Raw genomic sequence first — 18,783 nt, forward strand, 5'->3', positions numbered from 1 at the left:
AGGTGTTATACCCATTACATCGAGTGAGTGAGTATACACTCACCTAAACCAAATTATTATTTCTAGAGAGGATTTGATTTTATGAAAACTGAACAATTAGGAATTTCTGGTTTCAAAGCAAAGAAAGCGGACCATGATGAAATCGAACATGGATTCCGGGCGGTTTTAGATTTTGAAGAAGCACATCCTGATCTTTATCAATACAGTTCGACGCGTTACTACACCAGACCGGTTCCTGAAAATCCTGAAGAAGAGTATTGGATGTTTATCGATTCTTCCTATGATTATGCGGCTTATATGGCATCGCTAAAAGCCGCGGCTCAGCGTCCAGAAACTAAAGAAATGCAAGCTTTGATTGGTAAAGTCTTCGCCCATGCGGATGGTTTTCTGACTGGTGATGCGAGTCTTTCTGATGGCTTACCAAATCTGATGAGTATCATTGAACATTGGACTGAAGTGCCTTCTTTGAGAGTAGAAGAAATGGGAAAGAAACAAGGCTAATTTACTAGCAAGCTGGTAATTGTCTGCAGTGAAAAATTATTTGGCTGATTATGATACTGTCAACGTCGATGAAGCTAGACGAGTATTAAGTTAGTTTAAGCACTTTGTCTTGCACAGAGTGTTTTTTATTTGGAAATATTAAGCGGTACATGATTGTCGTACTACAGGTGATGTTTTGTTATAGGCCTTTTTGGGAGTGGACATGCCGGCAAAGAATGATGATATAATTGGGATACGACTTTGGGAGAATAACATGTAGGCCATAATTAAAATGTAAATCGTTCTTTTGAGATTCAAGTTAATGTAAATAGGCTATTTTTAAAAAATAGAATGCCGGTATAACAGCATTTTTTAAGTGTATTCCCCACGTATGTAGGGATGATCCTGAGCCGCCAAGACATGGTAAATCACGTACCGCGTATTCCCCACGTATGTAGGGGTAGATTCTTGGTACACAGTGTCGACTTGTTATATAAATGATAAAACTTTTTCTAATGAGTACTCAAAATAAGGATATGGAGGGCTAATTAGTGACTAATTCAAATGATGAGCTACTAAGCTACCGGCCAATTTTTAAAAAATATGATGAATATGCTAACTTTGAAGGTTATCCGACGATGGATTAAAAAGAAACCCTACGTTATTTCGACGGTGTGATGGCTGGTATTACGCAACAACCAATCTCCAAATGGACGCGAGCATCCATGTTACAAGGGTTAACTGAGATTACGGATACGGCTGAATCAGATCCTGATAACGATGCGTCAGATATTCTGATTTTAACTTTTGATGTAGTGTCAGCTTATTTGCGTTGTTTAGTAGATAATCAAATCATTAAGGTGAACTTTGATGACTTAGAGACCGATTTGATTAATTTTGAGATTCGATATGACTTGCAGGGACCTGTATTGGCGCCTGATTTAATCTTAAAACCACAAGCAACACAGGCTACTGCTGATGATTTGCCACAATGGCGAGATTATGTGGCACGTGATATTAAGGTCTATACTAACGATTGGTTACAAGCCTATTTCGAGAGTGTGGCTTGGCAACATAAAACAACGCCTATTTCAAGCGATTTACTGACATTCATGGTGACAACGTTAACTGATAAGGCTTATGACAATTACCGTAAAACACCTAAGAGCTGGACGAAAAAGGCGATTACGGGCGTGCTAACGGGCTTTTTTGTTTCTAACGCGGATCTAACCGAAGCTGAACTCCAGCAAGTGGCGCCCGCATTGACTGGATTTTTAGAGTTCGTTGCTGAGCAAGGCTGGCTAAATGCCAAGCGGGCGAGTGACTATCAACGGTTTATCAATGCAGCGGCGCTGGAAATGCTTACTCGTGCCCAGGACCCACAAAGTGCTGGACCTGGGAAACTAATCGGTGCTGAGATGCAGAAGCAAGGGATTGATATTAGTGATCGGGATGCAGTGGCAAAGTTTATTGACCAAGTTAATGCCAATGGTGGTATTGACAGTCTGTATGAAGATAATCAAGTATTTGCAGACGATGATGATGAGGCTCCGGATGATTTAACGACGTTGCTAAATCATCCAGATCAGTTAGCTTCAGTTGCTAAGCTATATGATCCTGATATAAATCAGCAATACTTGAAAGACGCTCATCATCCAGTTTCAGCAGGATGGCGTCAAGCTAAAGCTATTGAAACACACACCTTGGCCGTTGAAACTGGCCTTCGATTATGGATACAGCGCAAAGCCTATGCTATCTCAATAGCTTGGGAAGCAGCGGATTTATTAGCAGCAGTAGCGGACTTTATGGACGTTTTATATGCGCAAAACTTGGTGACACCGGAACAATGGTCGGTATCGGCATTCAAGGAGATTGGGCAATGGTTCCGCGAGACACAATCTGATATCGATTATCGTGACATGCAGCCAGTCGTGGCTGGTATTAGCGATATTTTGCATCAAACGGGTGTATTGACAAAGAAGCAAGCTGGTCAGTTGCCGGCCGCTTTCAATGGTGATGAGATTCCGGTCATTGATAAACCTAAGAAGGTTACCGGTAAAGTGATGTCGATGAAGCAAGCGCGAAAACTGCTAAAAAATAAGAAGCGTCGATGTTAATATTTTAGAATGAGTTGGATTCGGCTACTCGCTGTTATTGGTGAGTAGCCGTTTTTATTATCAATAAGTAATAATTGATGGTGTTATTATGATATATTAAACTTGTGATGCACGGTAGCAAATTAATTGAAAAAGGTAACTTCTCAAAATTAGAATGCCGGTATATATTGGCTAAATTAGAGTGTTAAAAGCGTGTATAGATTTGTATAGTTTTTGTAAATGAAATTTTTGAATTGAACTGCTGTGATATATTTAGTATATTCCCTGCATAACATAATGAATTCTAAAATTTGAAAGTCAAAAATAGGAAAATTAGATACAACGCGGAACAAAAAGCCGGCTATTTGAACAGAATGGAATCGATGCTGGTTCAGCAAAATTATCAATTTATGAATGTGAACGGTTCTATTGTATTGGGTATAGAAGGGGAGCAATACGATTCTGTTAAGCTATTAGGCAGATTAATTATGTATGCGCTTACATAAATAGTGCGTTGCCTTAGTATCAGTAATTTAATATATAGAGGATCTTGTGAAGGCGGTGTATTGAATAAAAGGTTGACCAATAAATTTGAAGAGGTGAACACAGGCGATTTGTTAATCATAATACGTTAAGGAGGCTATTTATGGGAATGAAAGTATCCAAGCAGGCTGCTAGCCTTTGGGCAAAGAAGAAATCAGTCAACGGAAAACAGTATTGGCTTCCATTGATTATGCATTTGATTGATACACAAAATACAATTGATTGGTTGTTTAAAAATTGGTTGAGTGAGGGGCAAAAAGATTTTTTAGGTGAAGGATTAGCAGCAGGTGACGTCTATAAGTTGGTTAAGTTTGTAGGGTTTACTCACGACTTGGGTAAAATTACACCATCGTTCGAGTCGAAGCATTTAGGAAAATATGAGAACGAATTAGATAAAAAGTTGAAACAAAGAATAATAGATGCTGGTTTTCATGGCTTTGATGAAAAGGCGTTATCCTCAGCTGGTAAATCGCCACATGCTTTAGCTGGAGAGGCACTTCTTGAAGCCGCAAAGGTGCCAGAATCAATAGGGGCTATTATCGGTGGTCATCATGGTAAGCCAGCAAGTGATAGTCCAGATGAACAGTTGGAAGAGTATATCGCAAACTACTATCAAGACAACAAGAATGTCGAGTTGCAAAAACCATGGAAACAAGTGCAAGCAGAGCTGTTACAGTATGGATTAAAAACATCTGGTTATCAATCTATTTCAGAGATTCCAGATATTGAGCTTCCACAAGCCGTTATGCTAGAAGGACTGTTAATTATGGCGGACTGGCTAGCTTCAAGTGAATACTTAGATGGGGACCAGAATAGACCGATCTTTCCATTACTTCCAATTGATCAGCCTTGGCAAGAAACCGATATGGATGCGCGTTGTCAGCGTGCGATTGAGACTTGGAAACGAACTGATATTTGGAAGCCACAACCGGTTGACATTAAGTGTGCCTATCAAGACCGTTGGGGATTTGCCCCGCATCTAATTCAGCAAGTGATAACGAAAGCTATCAGTCAGACAATTGATCCGGGAATAGTGATTGCTGAAGCCCCAATGGGAATAGGAAAGACTGAAACGGCGCTACTGGCAACTGAGCAATTAGCCTATAGTACCGGTAGAAATGGGCTGTTTATGGCTTTACCAACTCAGGCGACAACGAGTGCGATGTTTAGCCGTGTGACTAAATGGCTAGACGTCTTGGCAAAGCAGCAAAATAGCCACTTCCAAATCAATATAATGTCTGGTAAGGGCTCACTTAATCAAACTTATCAAAAGTTGCCTAATGCGACTAATATTTGTGACGATCAAGATAAGTTGGCCGAGGTAGCGCTTAATAGCTGGTTTTCAGGCAAAAAGTCTATTTTATCGGAATTTACTGTAGCAACCATTGATCAGTTATTATTGATGGGCTTGAAACAAAAACATCTCTTTTTACGCCATCTAGGCATTACTGGTAAGGTGGTTGTTATTGATGAGGCTCATTCGTACGACGTCTTTATGAACGCCTTTTTATATAAAGTAATAACATGGCTTGGTGCTTATCATGTACCAGTGGTCATTTTGTCAGCAACGTTACCGGCTGATAAACGTCGAGAGTTAGTGTACGCATACTGGGAAGGAAAATATGGAGAACTTACTCAAAAACAATTAGTTGCACCAGCCAATTGGGAGAAAACACAGGCGTATCCATTACTAAGTATTCTAGATGGCAATCAACTGAAGCAAATTGACAGATTTTCTCAAGATAATCATCAAAAATCGATGGAAGTTCAGATCAGTCGTTTGGATATATCGGATGATGCCCTTATTTCCCATATTATAAGCAATATCAGGGGTGGGGGTGTTGCTGGTGTTATTGTGAATACCGTAAAACGTGCTCAAAAATTGGCACATTTAGTACCACCAGATATTAAAGTAATGGTACTTCACGCTGCATTTTTGGCAACTGATCGAGCACGGCAGACAGAAGTACTCCAGGCAACCATTGGGAAGAACGGTAGTCGACCAGATAAGTTGATTGTCATCGGGACCCAAGTATTAGAACAATCGTTAGATATTGACTTTGATGTACTTTATACAGATATCGCACCAATGGATCTGATTCTTCAAAGAATAGGTCGACTTCATCGTCATCAAATTTTTCGACCGACCTTATTACAAGTTCCGCAAGTGTTCTTGATGGGTATAAAAGGGCCACAAGATTATGGTAGTGGCAATGAGGCTATTTATGAGAAATATTTACTCATGAAGACGGATTACTTTATACCGGCTAAGATTAATTTACCAGGAGAGATATCTTCGTTGGTACAGCAAGTTTATGACCCTAAAACGGATGATCAGGTAGCTAATATAAGTCAAGCACGAGACGACTTCATGATAAAAAAGGAGCGTAAGGAAAGTCGAGCGAATGATTTTCAAATAGGCGATCCTGATTATAGTACTGATGGGACAATTCATGATTGGCTGGGATTTGATCTTAAATCGACAAGCGAGCAAAAAATGAATGCTGCCGTACGAGATATTAAAGATACGCTTGAAGTGATTTTAGTTAAGTGTACTGACGAAGGAGATTATTTGTTGGATGGTCGGCCATTGAGTAGAGTTGCAGCCAGAGATATTGCACAGCAGACAATAAGAATTCCAGTTGCCGTGACACCAGATGATCAGCAACTGGGCGATGCAATCAAGACATTACAGCAGTTAACCAATGATTCATTTGACGATTGGAGGACGAATCCTTGGCTTAAAGATGCATTAGCATTTCCATTGGATCAAAATTTAAAGGCGACTTTTGAAGGTTGGCAGTTTTCATATTCTAGCAAATTTGGTTTGGATTATGTAAAGGATGATGGCTGTGAATAATAATAGTTTTAATTTGACAACGGAGCCGTGGATAAAAGTAATTGAAATGCAGACTAACCAGGAGCGAACAGTTTCACTGATTGATATTTTTGAGAATGCACAAGAATATCGTCAGTTAGCGGGGGAAATGCGTACCCAAGATTTAGCGATTTTTCGACTGTTACTGGCGATTTTAACGACAGTTTATTCACGGTTTAACGCAGACGATAAGCGCTATCCTTGGGTAAACATGGATGCAAGTTCGATGTCATTTAAGATTGACAAAGGAAAGTTTAATCGAAAAAGTAGTCGACAGCAGCTCTTAGCTACTTGGGAAAAACTGTATCAATCTGGTCACTTTTCTGGAGCTGTTATTCAGTATTTGAAGCAATATGAATCACGGTTTGATTTTTTTGGTCAGCGACCATTCTATCAGATTGTTGCTAAAGACTATGATGTTTTAGTTGATGATGAAAAGAAAAAGATTGCTACGGGTAACGGACAGGTCGCGGTACAACAGATTAATCGACGTGTCTCCGAAAGTGCCAATTCACGGGCGATATTTTCACCTCGGTCACCTGATATGAAAAATAAAATTCAATTGGACGAATTAATTCGTTGGATTATTAGTTATCAAAACTTCACAGGTACCACAGATAAAACTGCAATAAAAGTAGACAATCAAACAAGCAAGCTTAGAGCGGGTGGTGTTTATAATCTAGGTGGCTGGCTTTATGGCATTAGGCCAGTTTTTGCTAAAGGGCACTCGCTATTTGAGACGCTGCTGTTAAATTTAGTGCTGGTTACGACGCAAAATGGTAGTAATAAGTATAACATTCAGAAGCCTGTGTGGGAGTATGACTCAGTCCTCGATTATATTAAAGAACGAAAGAAACGAATTCGACCAGATAATTTGGCTGAATTGTATACAGAGTGGTCAAGAATTTTATGTATCCAGTGGGATGAGGATAAGCAGCCAAGTATATTTAGCGCAAAGATTCCGATTTTTGAAGCTGCGAATTTGTTTATTGAGCCGATGACAACTTGGAAAGTCTCCCCTAAAACTAGTGACTATTTGCCAGATAGGCAAAAACTAAGCTCATTGGGCATTGCTATGTGGCGTAACTTTGGTCAATACGTTAAAATTTGGCAAAAAGATAGCCAACCAGAACCAGGAATTGTCGCTTGGTTGCGGATTCTTAAAAGAGAAAAGTTAATTTCAAAAGATGATGCCATAGTTTTAAATTCAATCAGTTTGATTAAAGACAAGACATCGGCCTCGCAATTGCCAGTTGCTGAAGTGGTCGATGATATGCAGTTACAAGTTGCAGTTTTATTTGCTGAAGAAGATACAACTAGAAGATACTGGCTTGTACGTATTGAAGATGTGATTCAAATGACTCAAACCATTGGAAAATACTATTTTCACTTTATAGAAAATATTGGCCGAATTCGTAGGGTTAGTAATCCTAAGGCGTTTGGCAATCAAATGAGTGGAAAATTTTATGAGCAATTAAATGAGCCGTTTAAGAAATGGTTAGCAGGATTAACAGATCAAGACGATCGAGATGAGAAAGTTAATCTTTGGAAACGACAGCTTAAAGAGATTGTAGCTGAGGCCACTAATGATGTGATGAATACGAGTACATCAAAAGATATCAGAGGCATCATGATTGATCGTAAAGATAAGGGCAAAGTCGTTGGAAAGAAAGAAATTAATATTTTTACGGAAAAGAATCAATTAATGGTAAGTGTCAATCGCCGTCTTAAAAAGGAATGAAAAACATGGTTAGTGAAATTGAGCGAGCTACTACCCGGATTATTAAAGCACTCTATCGAGATGGTTCCCTGGATAAAAAGGCCTTATATGGGTTGAAGAATGCAAGAGATATTACAAGTTTACAGGCGCAAGCTGTCTGGCATGTCATGATGGCAAATATGCAAAGAGATATGCTCAGTACGGAAGGTAACCTAGAGCCAACTGCAGCTGAGGTTGCAGTTTTTACAGCAATCCAATTTTATGCAATTTATCAGCAAGGAAATTCTCAATTTGTTTATGAATCATATATTAACGAAGAGGGTATGCCGCTGTTTGAAGCGCTAGCAGATTTGAGACAGCAAAGAAAGCAAGATAGTGGCAACAGTCAGGCCCTTGATAATAGAGTGAAATCATTATTGGCGTCTTCAAACGTCAAAAGTATTATTAATGAACTTTCTCACCTGATTGGAATTTTAAAATCTGATGAGAAATTAAGAAAGCTGGATTATGGTCTTTTAGCACGTGACCTATTTAAACTGCAAGGAAGTTATAGACAAGCAAATCAGATTCGGTTTCTTTGGGGCGAACAATATTTTTGGGAAAGTTATGCAGACAATCAAGTTGAAGGAGAAAAGGCATAATGGCTGATAAAAATTTATATATTGATTTGAACGTTTTACAAACCGTTCCATCGTCAAATTTAAATCGTGATGATACTGGTGCACCAAAGACAGCGTTGTATGGTAGTGTTAACCGGGCCCGAGTTTCGTCGCAAAGTTGGAAACGTGCAATACGTGAAGCTTTCAAACAAGATGATATTTCAACTGGTGTACGTACTAAAGATGTTGTAGCGATGTTAGTAACAGCATTGAAGCGGTTGAATCCAGCTTTAAATGATGAGGATGCTATGAGTAAGGCCGACGAGATCCTTATTGATGCAAAAATTAAGAACAAGAATAATAGTAAGAACAAAAATAAAGACAAACAACTGGACGCATTGCTATTTACTAGCCCTGGACAGATTGCTAAAGTGGCACAATATGCAACAGATAATGAAAAATTAAATGATAAGGAACTCAAAGATATCTGGAAACATGATCAATCTTTAGACTTAGCCTTGTTTGGCCGAATGGTAGCTAACAATCCAGAACTTAATGTGGATGCATCAGCACAAGTAGCACATGCGATTTCAACACACGAGGTGATTCCCGAGTTTGACTATTTTACGGCATTGGATGATCGAAAACCAGAAGACACGAATGGTGCTGCTATGTTGGGGAGTATTGCGTTTAACTCGGCAACTTTATATCGGTATGCTAACTTGAATATGAATGAATTGGTTAAAAATTTAAATAGTGAGAACGCTATTAAGGGTGCAGTGGCATTTATTAAAGATTTCATACTTTCAATGCCAACGGGTAAGCAAAATACCTTTGCAAATAAGACATTACCGAGCTATGTGATGATTACAATTCGAACGGATACGCCAGTTAATCTTGTCTCGGCTTTTGAAGAGCCAGTTGCCCCCAACAATGGCTATATTAAACCATCGATTGTAAGATTTGAAGATGAATACGAAACGACTTTGAAACTAGTAGAACGGCCGCTTCAAAATTGGGTATTGAGTAAACAAGCATCAAAAGTTGGGGACAACGTGGCAAATTTATCAGAACTCTTAAATAAAATCACAACGGTTTTATCAGAGGTGACGCAGAATGAAAACATTAACGATTAGATTCGCTGCGCCTTTGCAATCATATGGTAATGAGGCCAGTTTTAACTATCGTACTACCAATCCATATCCCACTAAGAGTGCAGTGATTGGGATGGTTGCGGCGGCCTTAGGTTATCAACGAACGGATCAACGGATTTTACAACTTAATGAGTTAAGTTTTGCCGTTAGAATCGATCAAGTTGGATCGATTCTAACGGACTATCAGGTAGTTGAATGGAAAGCAAATTCCCGTAAAGTTACGTATCGAGATTACATTCAGGATGCTGTATTTATGGTGGCATTGGGCAGTGAAGATGTAACACTAATTGAAACAATCGAACAAGCATTGCATCAGCCACGGTTCCCGTTGTTCTTCGGTCGGCGTTCAAATCCACCAGCAGGTGTGTTGAAGACCCAACAATTTTCAGATATGCAACCAGTGGCAGTACTTAAAATTGTGGATTGGCGGGCATCGTCATGGTATCAACGGAAGGCTGAATGTCAAAAAAAGACCCCAATATTAGATATTATTGCAGATGCTAATCTGATTCCAGATGGGGATAGCACAATAGTTAAAGACAATGTAGGCTCGTTTGATCAACGAAATCGTTATCATAAATTTCGGGCGATTGCTAGAACTACAGTGAAGTCAGCTGATTTAAACGTCTCAACTGACCATGACATTATGGGTGCTATCTAGAAAGGACATGCGATGTATTTATCAAGAGCTGAAATCGATGTTAAAAATCGATATAAAACAAAGGATTTAACTCATCTTGGTGCTTATCATAATTGGGTTGAACAAAGCTTCCCGGATGAAATCGCTGCTGAAAAACGAACCCGCCATTTATGGCGGATTGATGTCTTAGCGGGTAAGCAGTATTTAGTAGTCTTAAGTGAAGTTGAGCCTGACCCGAAAAAACTGGCCATGTATGCGGTGCCGGGAACAGTTATTACGAAATCGTATGATAAATTTCTGAATCAGATTAAAACGGGTCAGTTAATGCGCTTTAGATTAACCGCTAATCCAACCCGTACCGTGACTCAACCAGGCAAGAAGCAAGGCCGCGTTGTGCCACATATTACGATGACTCAACAATGCCAATGGTTAATTGATCGGGCGGAAAAGTCAGGTTTTAACTTGGTTGATCAAGTCGACGTAGCGAATCCTGAACAAACAGCGACCCCAGCTTTTAGTGTAGTTAATCGCGATTGGCCAATGCTTCACCGAAAAGTTGGTCGTGGTGTCCGTCTCAGTCGGGTCACTTTTGAAGGCCTACTGCGTGTCAGTGATGTGGCAACTTTTAAACAGACGCTGACGCAGGGCATTGGCCGTGAAAAGGCGTTTGGTATGGGACTGATGACGGTGATTCCAGAGGATTAGCGATGGCAAAATAAGTCGGTGCTAAGAAACTAGAATAGCCACAACTGGAAAACAAAATGGTGGATTTAATGCCGCTGGTGAAAAAAGATAATCCATTTCTGAATAACTATCGATTACAGACTGTTTTAGACGATTATGGACTTGAAAATGAAACTCCGCATCGGGCGTTATCGGATGCTAAAACAACTTTTGAATTGGCGACCAAACTAATTGAAAACAAGGTTTTGAAAATTTAATAACTGCGGCATAGCAACAATCATTTAGTGTATTCCCCATGTATAGAGGGATGATCCTAAAAACCTCCAATGATGTAATAACCTAATTTAGTATTCCCCACATATGTAGGGATGATCCCACCTGTACATTACTCTATGCTACTGGATCACCGTATTCCCCACGCAAGTAGGGACGACAAACCTACTCCACCCGCATCGCCGCACGATACTGCGACACCGTCTGCCCAGTCCACTGTTTAAACGCTCGTGAAAATGAACTTGGGGTATTGTAGCCAACTAGATAAGCAATCTCAGTCGGTGTTACATTATCCAAAGCTAAATAATTAATGGCTAGCAGTCGTTGTACAGTCTGAACTTGTTGTTTAAAACTGGTTTGTTCGGCAGTTAAGCTGCGTTGTAAACTGCGCGTACTCATGCCAATCGTTTGTGCGACGGTTTCGAGTGTAAAATCGCCTGCTGGAATTGCAGTAAATAGAATCTTTTGCAAGCTGCCAACGAAAGTCGTGGTTGTCGTTACTTCGGCTAATCGTTGTTGTAATGTCGGGGCCATAAAGTCCCACATGACGTTATTTTCAGTTAGAAATGGTTGTTGTAGCGCTGCTTTTGAGAAAATTAATTGGTTCCGGCTGCTTGGTGACTGAATGCCGCCGAGAAAGGCCACGCCTGCGGTATGATACGCAAACGGTCCAGCTGTCACTAGTGGCTGAATTCGTTGCCCGCTACCGGTTCGCAATAAGCTGACCAATAAATACTGTTCCATCAACAATGCAAACCTTGTTTGGGCCTGATTGGGGTAGAGAAAAGCAAAATGAACACTGATAGTTTGATCAAGTTCCTGGACTTCTGCGGTGACGGGGCCAATAAGTTGTTTAAAATGCGCAAAGCGCTTCAAAGCGGTTAGACCGTCACTGGCAGACAACGCCGCAAACATTGGCGGCAAGAAGAGTTGAATCTGACTAACGTCACTAATTGCCAACAGTTGTTCATCGGTGATCTGCGCATCGATTGCGGCTGTTAGCCGGTAGTATTCTAGCGGGGTCATGGTCAAAGTTTCATCTTGAAGATGGTAGGTCAATTGAGTTTTAGCTAATATCTGCTGCAAATCTAGACCATGAGCTAGCAAAAATTGTTGAAATTGCGTCGTAAGGGTTAGTTTCATTTAAAGAGACCTCATTTCTAGCTGGCATGGATCATCAACGTATCAAACCAGCGCGTTGGCAAAATAGTGTGTAAGAAGACCAGTGGTTTGGCACCCATACCGATTAAGTAACGGGGTCGAGGATGCCGGTGGTTCACTGCTTTTAGCATAGCACGTGAGACGATTTCTGGTCGTGATAATAGCTTTGAGCCATATAGTCGGCGCATTCCGGCAGCGGCGCTAGTCGCCATTTCGGCGTAGGCACCATCTTTAGCTGAAGCGGCCAAGTGATCGGCCGCGATGGATCCCCAGTTGGTTTTAATCGCACCTGGCTCGATCAAGACCACGTGGATGCCAAACGGCCGAGTTTCCATCCGTAGTGCATCACTGAATCCTTCGATGGCGTACTTGGTGGCATGATACCAAGCGCCCATAAAACTTGTTAATCGCCCACCCATTGAAGAAGTATTGATGATTGTTCCAGCATGCTGTTGGCGCATGTAGGGGAGAACCAGTTTGGTCAGACTTGCTAAACCAAAGAGGTTGACGTCAAATTGTTGTTTTGCTTCAGCTAACGGCACATCTTCCACGGCGCCATACGAACCGTAGCCAGCATTATTGATTAAGACATCTATTCGGCCAGCAGCTGCAATAATGGTTTTAACAGCGACTTGGCATGAGTCCGGGTCAGTGACGTCTAGCTGAATCGGTTTGATATTAAATTGGACTAAATCTTGTAGTTTATCTAGCCGTCTGGCAGCGCCATAAACCGTATGGCCTTGTTTGGCTAGTGCGATGGCAGTTTGGCGACCAATACCACTGCTGGCCCCGGTAATTAAAATTGTTTTCATAAAGCTAACATCCTCTCGTTTTCAATTGATGATGTTATTGTACAGGCCGACTGAATTAAAAGACATGACCAACGGCGCCAAGATATGTGCAAACGGCGCCAAACTTAAAAATAAGCACTAAAAAATCGTTACGCTTAACCTCAATCGGGCTAAACGTAACGATTTTATTTTGCAGATTCTTAATTTAAGCCAGAGGTCATAATAACGGTAGCTAAACCATCATAATAGCCGGCCGTCCGAGCGGTTTGTTCGTAAAGCGTGTTGATTGCTTTAATGGGCTGTTTTAAATGCCGCCGGGCCGCTGAACGCGCGACTGCGTTGACCTTAGTTGCGACTACCAGGTAGTTCTCAGTCTTTTCAAGTTCTTGGGCACAAGCTAATAACTTAGTTTGCAATTCTTGATCTTGTGCCGCTTCAGTATCATTAAAAACAGCACTGATTTGTGATAATAATTTTTCAGCCTTTTGATTTTTCAACATTGAAACATCTCCCCCATAATTGATTGAATTATAGCGCTAGGATTGGGAGAACACAAGCAGCTTAAAGGGGCTTACTGGCACACCTCAGCAGTTAAATTAATGTCGTTTTGGCTGCACGACAGTCAAAAAATCAGTCAATGCTTGTGGATCTGTCAACTGACGATTGCATTGATTACTGTCACGGCAAATGTAATTGCCTTTTTTTGTGTATGTGCCTAAACCAGATGCTTTAGTAGTCGCCATGAAAAGTGCGACGTTACCAATCGTTTGGCAAATCGCACAGACGCCCTTCACCGTTTTGGGTGACAGCTCGCCTTGAATGCCAATCAATTGATCATGATAGGGGGCTACGAGGTATTTCTTTTGATTACCACCGTCATTCCAGCCCAAATAAGTCAATTCGTACCGTTTTAAGTCGGCCCAGGTGGGTTGCTTGAGTTTCTTTACTTTACGGAATAGTTTTGCCAGTTGCTTTGCAGTTAGTTGTGGAAACGGCACGACCATTGGCACCAAAGTTTCCAAGAGTTGAGCCGCATCGGCACGGGTCAACCAATCAACTTGCAGACCAGTTAAGAAAGCTTCAGTCGCTGGTGCCGCACTAGGCAATAGTGGTGTAATGCAGTCTAAGGTTTGCGCTAAAATGGCTGCCCGAACTTGCCGGTCGTTAACGGACCGATTGACACTGACTAAATGATTGACTTGTTGGGTAATGGTGCTGTATTCGTAGGCAGTAATAGTTGGTTGCATAATTGATAGTCCTTTCAGATTCAAATCAGACACTTCGCTGAAAGGTTTTACAGAAAAGCGTCGCTAACAAGCAGCACTTTTCTGTACAGACAATGATGCCATCATCATTTATCATCTCCTCATTGTTGGTCATGATGACCAAAGTAATAGCAGTATACGCAAAAATCATGGGATTATCAACTGGCCATCAATGTTTCACGTGAAACATATTAGTAAATGCAATTGAAACAAGGCGGTAATAGACTTACGATAATAGTGAACAGGGGACGTTTAACTTTATTTCAGGAGGAGTCAAGCATGATGAATAGACGATTATTAGTAACGCTAGGGATGATAACGGTGATGGCAACAGTTGGTGTTACGGCACCAACAGCAGCTCAGACAGCTCAGGCTGCGACTAAGTATACGATTAAGGCCTTTCCAAAGCGGTTACGGGGTACTTGGTACACGTACGATACATATAACCACAAGATAGTTAAAGTAAGGATTACTGCTAAAAAGCTGGTTTCTGATGGCTATACGTCACGATTACATAGTCGTAAAGTGACGAGCTACCCAAAGCAAGGGGCTAAGATGAAACATCCAAGCTGGATTATTGGTTACAATTTTACGTATAAAGGTGAAAAATGGACCCAAACCTATGGCTGGTACCAAAGCGCGGGAGACGGTGAGTATTATCGGAAGATTGATCATCGTATTAATGGTAAAAAGTATGCGACACTTCAAATGGCTGGTGGTGCCGGTATCTGGACAGACGGCTATGGTTACCATTCTAAAAAGGCAGCTAAAGCAAATGGATATCGGTGGTTTAAAGGCGACCGGCATCAAACGTTTTAAATGATAAATAGCGCTGTTTAACAACCTATTAAAAAGTTGTTAAACAACGCTATTTTACTTTAGGCCTCACTACTTCAACAATTGGTCTAGCATCGCATTGCCAGCTCGTAAGTCTTCGTCTAAATAATGTTTCGAGCGGATCCGCATTGGATCGCCACCATGATAATATTCATACATTAATTGACGTTGCCCAAAACCAGAGCTACTCAAGTCAAAAGCTAGATTTAACAGCTTCGATCGGTCAGCGGCACTGGCGCGGTCAGTCGTTAAGGCTTGTTTCAAAATCGCCCCATTATCACCGTCAAATTCAGCAAAGCCGGGAACGCCGACCATGGAACCGGCAGCGAGATGTTGTGTGACTTTTAAGGCTTCTTCAAAGAATCCCGGTAAACTAGCACGGACCGCTAATAAGGCTTGCTGACTCGGCGTATAGATACCAAATTCATCAAGGTGGCCGGCTTCTTCAGAACGCGTAATCGTACCTTTGATGAGTTCGAGGTTAGCTGTTAAGCGACCGAGCTTTTCTTGTACCCCTAAAAAGCCATCTAAACCAAGCACATGCGCCACGCGAATCGCCAGACTCGTGGCAAATTCCAATTTGGTGATCCCGCGGACTTCATCTTGATGGGACGTATGGATAAAGACGCCTGATTCGATAAAGAAACGATTGCTCATTTGATAATCGTTTTCGACAAAGACTTTTTCCCACGGAATGAAGGCATGGTCAAAGACGACGTAAGCATCGATTTCATCAAGCGCGTTACTCAACGGATAGTCGTCTTCGGTATAGCCGGGATGGTCGAGTAATTTGCGGCAAATAATTTTGACGCCGGGCGTGTTCAATGGCGTGGCAAAAGCGACCGCATAACTCGTATCGCCTTTTTCTAATAACAATTCTGGTGGATTGAAGACTAATAAGTCATCGGCAATCGGCGCCATCGTGTTCACCATCTTGGCCCCAGAGACCACGATGCCATCGGCGCGGCGTTCAATCGTATGCACGCCGGCATAGCCACTTGGAATGCCATTGATCGGTTTAGTGCGGTCAAGTTGTGGATTTTGTAAGGCGTGACTAATAAAAATGTCATTTTCTTTGATCCATTCGGCGTAATGCTTGGCATTAGCGGCAAAATCAGTCCATTTATTGTGGCCTAAAAAGGCACTGCGTTCGGCTAACACGGCCATGCCGCTATCAAGGAAGTCTGGTGTCCGACCAAGCATCCCATTGTTACTTTGGGCTATCTCTTGGTAAGCCTGGTGTTTTTGTCGTAAGTCATCAATATTGCGTGGGACTTTAAAGGCAATATCATAAGTCCGACCGTTTTCGGTATACGTATGGACCACTGGATGGGTCTGTTGTAAGTGATAGTATTCATTATTTAATGCGAGTGTTTTACGAAAAATTGGTATTTCAGAAACTTTGATGCGGTGGCCATTTAAATAAACGGCGCGGCCATCATCAAGTTGTTCGATGGTGTGCATGAGAACTCCCCCTTTTGTTACTATTTTCACTATAACAGATACTGGTCACAAAGGAAGCGCTTTTTTAATGGAAATGCCAGACTGCCGACATTATTTGGTGTGATTGCGGGGTTATTTGATACCATAGAAGTAATCAGTTTATTTTGAAAGGAGTGACCGTAATGACAGCAATTACTGCGGGAATCGTCGCGCACGTTGATGCTGGTAAGACCACGTTATCGGAAGCCTTATTATATCGGGCCGGCACGTTACGTGAACTTGGTCGGGTCGATAAAGGGGATGCCTTTTTAGATCCCGATGATTTAGAAAAACAACGGGGGATTACAATTTTTTCCCATCAAGCAAATTTACAAGTCCAAGATTTGAAGCTAACGTTACTTGATACCCCAGGTCACGTTGATTTTGCGTCCCAAACCGAACAAGTGTTGAGCGTGTTGGATTACGCCATCCTAGTTGTTTCGGCGACAGACGGGGTGCAGGGTTACACTCGGACACTATGGCGGTTGTTGGCCCACTATCATATTCCAACGGTGATTTTTGTTAATAAGATGGACGTTGCTGATACTGACCAGGCTAAGCTTTTAACTGACTTACAAACGAGTCTATCAGCGGGTTGTCTTGCTTTTGAGCAACCGTTGACTCCAGCGGCAATTGAAGAAATTGCGATGCAAGACGATTCAGTGTTAACCCAATACTTAGAGACTGAGACGTTAAGCGATGCCACTATTGCCACTATGATTCAACAGCGGACGGTTTTTCCATGTTACTTTGGGTCGGCGCTAAAAGTTGATGGTGTCGATACGTTGTTAGCTGGTCTGCAACAGTGGACCCGGACCAAGCAACCAGCGCCTGACTTTGGGTCGCGCGTCTTTAAAATTTCCTATGATGCTGGTGAACGCTTGACTTGGCTACGATTAACGGGTGGTGAACTCGCGACTAAGGCGATGTTATTGCCAGAACAAAAGATCAATCAGATTCGAGTCTATAATGGCGCTAAGTATACGTTGCAATCAACGCTAACAGCTGGTGAAGTGGGGGCAATTCCGAATTTGACGGGCACGTATCCAGGACAAGGGCTAGGGGCATTACCAGATGCCGCCAAGCCAGTGATGCAACCGGTGTTAACGTACACGGTTGATCCTAAAGGCCAAGACATCCATCAATGTCTAACGATTTTACGGCAATTAGAAGATGAAGATCCGCAGTTGCATGTGGTCTGGTCGGCGGAATTACAAGAAATTCGCATTCAAATTATGGGACAAGTCCAATTGGAGATTTTGCAGCAACGGTTGCAAGATCAGTTCCAGCTAGATATTGGCTTTGGTGAGGGCAGTATTTTATATCAAGAAACGATTACCGAAGCTGTCGAAGGGGTCGGTCACTTTGAACCGTTACGGCATTACGCGGAAGTGCATGTCTTGCTACAACCAACAGCGCCTGGCAGTGGGCTAACCGTGGCGGCCGATTGTGATTTGGACGTCTTAGGCCGCAATTGGCAACATCAAGTCTTGTCTAATTTACAAGCCAAACCACAACGCGGTGTTTTGATTGGTGCACCATTGACCGACGTCAAGCTGACCTTAGTCGGTGGTCGGGCTAGTAACGTGCATTCGGTTGGTGGTGACTTCCGGGAAGCCACGTGGCGGTCAGTGCGCCAAGGCTTGATGATGTTAAAGCAGCAACAACACTGTCAGTTACTTGAACCATGGTACCAGTTCCGCTTGGAAGTGGGTCAAGATCAAGTCGGCCGCGCGATGACGGACATTCAACGCATGAACGGCACGTTTGAGGCGCCGGTGACGAATGCGGCGACTGGACTGACGATGTTGACCGGAACGGCACCGGTAGCGGAAATGCAAGATTATTCGCAAGCGGTCAATGCGTATACGCATGGTCAAGGGCAGTTAGAATGCTTAATTGATGGCTATCGGCCTTGTCATAATGCGGCTGACGTGATCGCCGCGGCGGCTTATCAACCGGTCAGTGATTTAGAAAATACGCCTGATTCGGTCTTTTGTGCGCATGGCGCTGGCTATCCAGTACCGTGGGATCAAGTGCCACAAATGGCGCATTGTGACTATCGCTATACTGCCGCAGACTTAGCCAAGTTAACGCACTAGCATCGTTGTGCTAATTACGCTATAATAACGTCATTCTGGGCAGTTGCAGGCGATCCCCATGATAAACATTGCCGTCGA

General features: G+C 42.1%; 16 protein-coding genes. 11 read left to right on the plus strand and 5 right to left on the minus strand.

Annotated elements, in window-relative coordinates:
• Window positions 1–81 precede the first annotated feature (81 nt).
• The 9 genes from FFM75_RS06395 to FFM75_RS06435 all read left to right on the plus strand — a co-directional run bounded on the left by FFM75_RS06395 (window position 82) and on the right by FFM75_RS06435 (window position 11,051).
• Window positions 82–501, plus strand: coding sequence for a hypothetical protein (locus tag FFM75_RS06395; RefSeq protein WP_137628360.1), 420 nt, complete (start codon window positions 82–84; stop codon window positions 499–501).
• 656 nt (window positions 502–1,157) lie between these two features.
• The gene (locus tag FFM75_RS06400; RefSeq protein WP_137628361.1) at window positions 1,158–2,597 is read left to right on the plus strand and encodes a hypothetical protein; all 1,440 of its coding nucleotides are present in this window, start codon (window positions 1,158–1,160) and stop codon (window positions 2,595–2,597) included.
• A 625-nt stretch (window positions 2,598–3,222) separates the two neighbouring features.
• Window positions 3,223–5,979, plus strand: a complete 2,757-nt coding sequence (cas3, locus tag FFM75_RS06405) for a CRISPR-associated helicase Cas3' (RefSeq protein ID WP_137628362.1) — start codon at window positions 3,223–3,225, stop codon at window positions 5,977–5,979.
• Window positions 5,963–7,738, plus strand: a complete 1,776-nt coding sequence (locus FFM75_RS06410) for a type I-E CRISPR-associated protein Cse1/CasA (RefSeq protein ID WP_223876627.1) — start codon at window positions 5,963–5,965, stop codon at window positions 7,736–7,738. Before cas3 ends, FFM75_RS06410 begins: the two co-directional genes overlap by 17 nt.
• A 5-nt stretch (window positions 7,739–7,743) precedes the next feature.
• Complete coding sequence (gene casB / locus FFM75_RS06415) at window positions 7,744–8,358, plus strand: type I-E CRISPR-associated protein Cse2/CasB (RefSeq protein ID WP_137628364.1); 615 nt, start codon at window positions 7,744–7,746, stop codon at window positions 8,356–8,358.
• Window positions 8,358–9,452 carry a type I-E CRISPR-associated protein Cas7/Cse4/CasC gene (gene cas7e, locus FFM75_RS06420; RefSeq protein WP_137628365.1) on the plus strand — a complete coding sequence of 365 codons (1,095 nt, stop codon included), beginning with the start codon at window positions 8,358–8,360 and terminating at the stop codon, window positions 9,450–9,452. The genes casB and cas7e overlap by 1 nt, the downstream gene beginning before the upstream one ends.
• A complete protein-coding gene (cas5e, locus tag FFM75_RS06425; protein ID WP_137628366.1) occupies window positions 9,433–10,131 on the plus strand; it encodes a type I-E CRISPR-associated protein Cas5/CasD in 699 nt (232 codons plus the stop codon). Before cas7e ends, cas5e begins: the two co-directional genes overlap by 20 nt.
• A gap of 12 nt (window positions 10,132–10,143) precedes the next feature.
• Window positions 10,144–10,815 (plus strand): type I-E CRISPR-associated protein Cas6/Cse3/CasE, encoded by a 672-nt coding sequence (cas6e, locus tag FFM75_RS06430; RefSeq protein ID WP_137628367.1) that lies wholly within the window; start codon window positions 10,144–10,146, stop codon window positions 10,813–10,815.
• Window positions 10,816–10,871: 56 nt separating this feature from the next.
• Window positions 10,872–11,051 carry an exonuclease domain-containing protein gene (locus tag FFM75_RS06435; RefSeq protein ID WP_137628368.1) on the plus strand — a complete coding sequence of 60 codons (180 nt, stop codon included), beginning with the start codon at window positions 10,872–10,874 and terminating at the stop codon, window positions 11,049–11,051.
• A 181-nt stretch (window positions 11,052–11,232) separates the two neighbouring features.
• On the opposite strand, the gene FFM75_RS06440 is transcribed toward FFM75_RS06435, so the two are convergent.
• The 4 genes from FFM75_RS06440 to FFM75_RS06455 all read right to left on the minus strand — a co-directional run bounded on the left by FFM75_RS06440 (window position 11,233) and on the right by FFM75_RS06455 (window position 14,266).
• Entirely contained in the window at window positions 11,233–12,210 is a 978-nt protein-coding gene (locus FFM75_RS06440; RefSeq protein WP_137628369.1) for a helix-turn-helix domain-containing protein, read from the minus strand.
• Between the two features lie 17 nt (window positions 12,211–12,227).
• Complete coding sequence (locus FFM75_RS06445) at window positions 12,228–13,040, minus strand: oxidoreductase (protein WP_137628370.1); 813 nt, start codon at window positions 13,038–13,040, stop codon at window positions 12,228–12,230.
• A gap of 179 nt (window positions 13,041–13,219) precedes the next feature.
• Entirely contained in the window at window positions 13,220–13,519 is a 300-nt protein-coding gene (locus FFM75_RS06450; RefSeq protein WP_137628371.1) for a bacteriocin immunity family protein, read from the minus strand.
• A 96-nt stretch (window positions 13,520–13,615) separates the two neighbouring features.
• Window positions 13,616–14,266, minus strand: coding sequence for a FusB/FusC family EF-G-binding protein (locus FFM75_RS06455; protein WP_137628372.1), 651 nt, complete (start codon window positions 14,264–14,266; stop codon window positions 13,616–13,618).
• Between the two features lie 297 nt (window positions 14,267–14,563).
• On the opposite strand from FFM75_RS06455, the gene FFM75_RS06460 reads away from it, so the two are divergent.
• On the plus strand, window positions 14,564–15,103 hold the full coding sequence (locus FFM75_RS06460) for a hypothetical protein (RefSeq protein WP_137628373.1): 540 nt from the start codon (window positions 14,564–14,566) through the stop codon (window positions 15,101–15,103).
• 69 nt (window positions 15,104–15,172) lie between these two features.
• Here FFM75_RS06460 and FFM75_RS06465 read toward each other — a convergent pair whose 3' ends face one another.
• Window positions 15,173–16,585, minus strand: a complete 1,413-nt coding sequence (locus tag FFM75_RS06465; protein ID WP_171001444.1) for a 4-hydroxyphenylacetate 3-hydroxylase N-terminal domain-containing protein — start codon at window positions 16,583–16,585, stop codon at window positions 15,173–15,175.
• A 161-nt stretch (window positions 16,586–16,746) separates the two neighbouring features.
• On the opposite strand from FFM75_RS06465, the gene FFM75_RS06470 reads away from it, so the two are divergent.
• Window positions 16,747–18,705, plus strand: coding sequence for an elongation factor G (locus FFM75_RS06470; protein ID WP_137628374.1), 1,959 nt, complete (start codon window positions 16,747–16,749; stop codon window positions 18,703–18,705).
• Window positions 18,706–18,783: the final 78 nt, after the last annotated feature.

Origin of the sequence: Lactiplantibacillus daowaiensis (assembly GCF_005405085.1) — a bacterium.
Lineage (GTDB): Bacteria > Bacillota > Bacilli > Lactobacillales > Lactobacillaceae > Lactiplantibacillus > Lactiplantibacillus daowaiensis.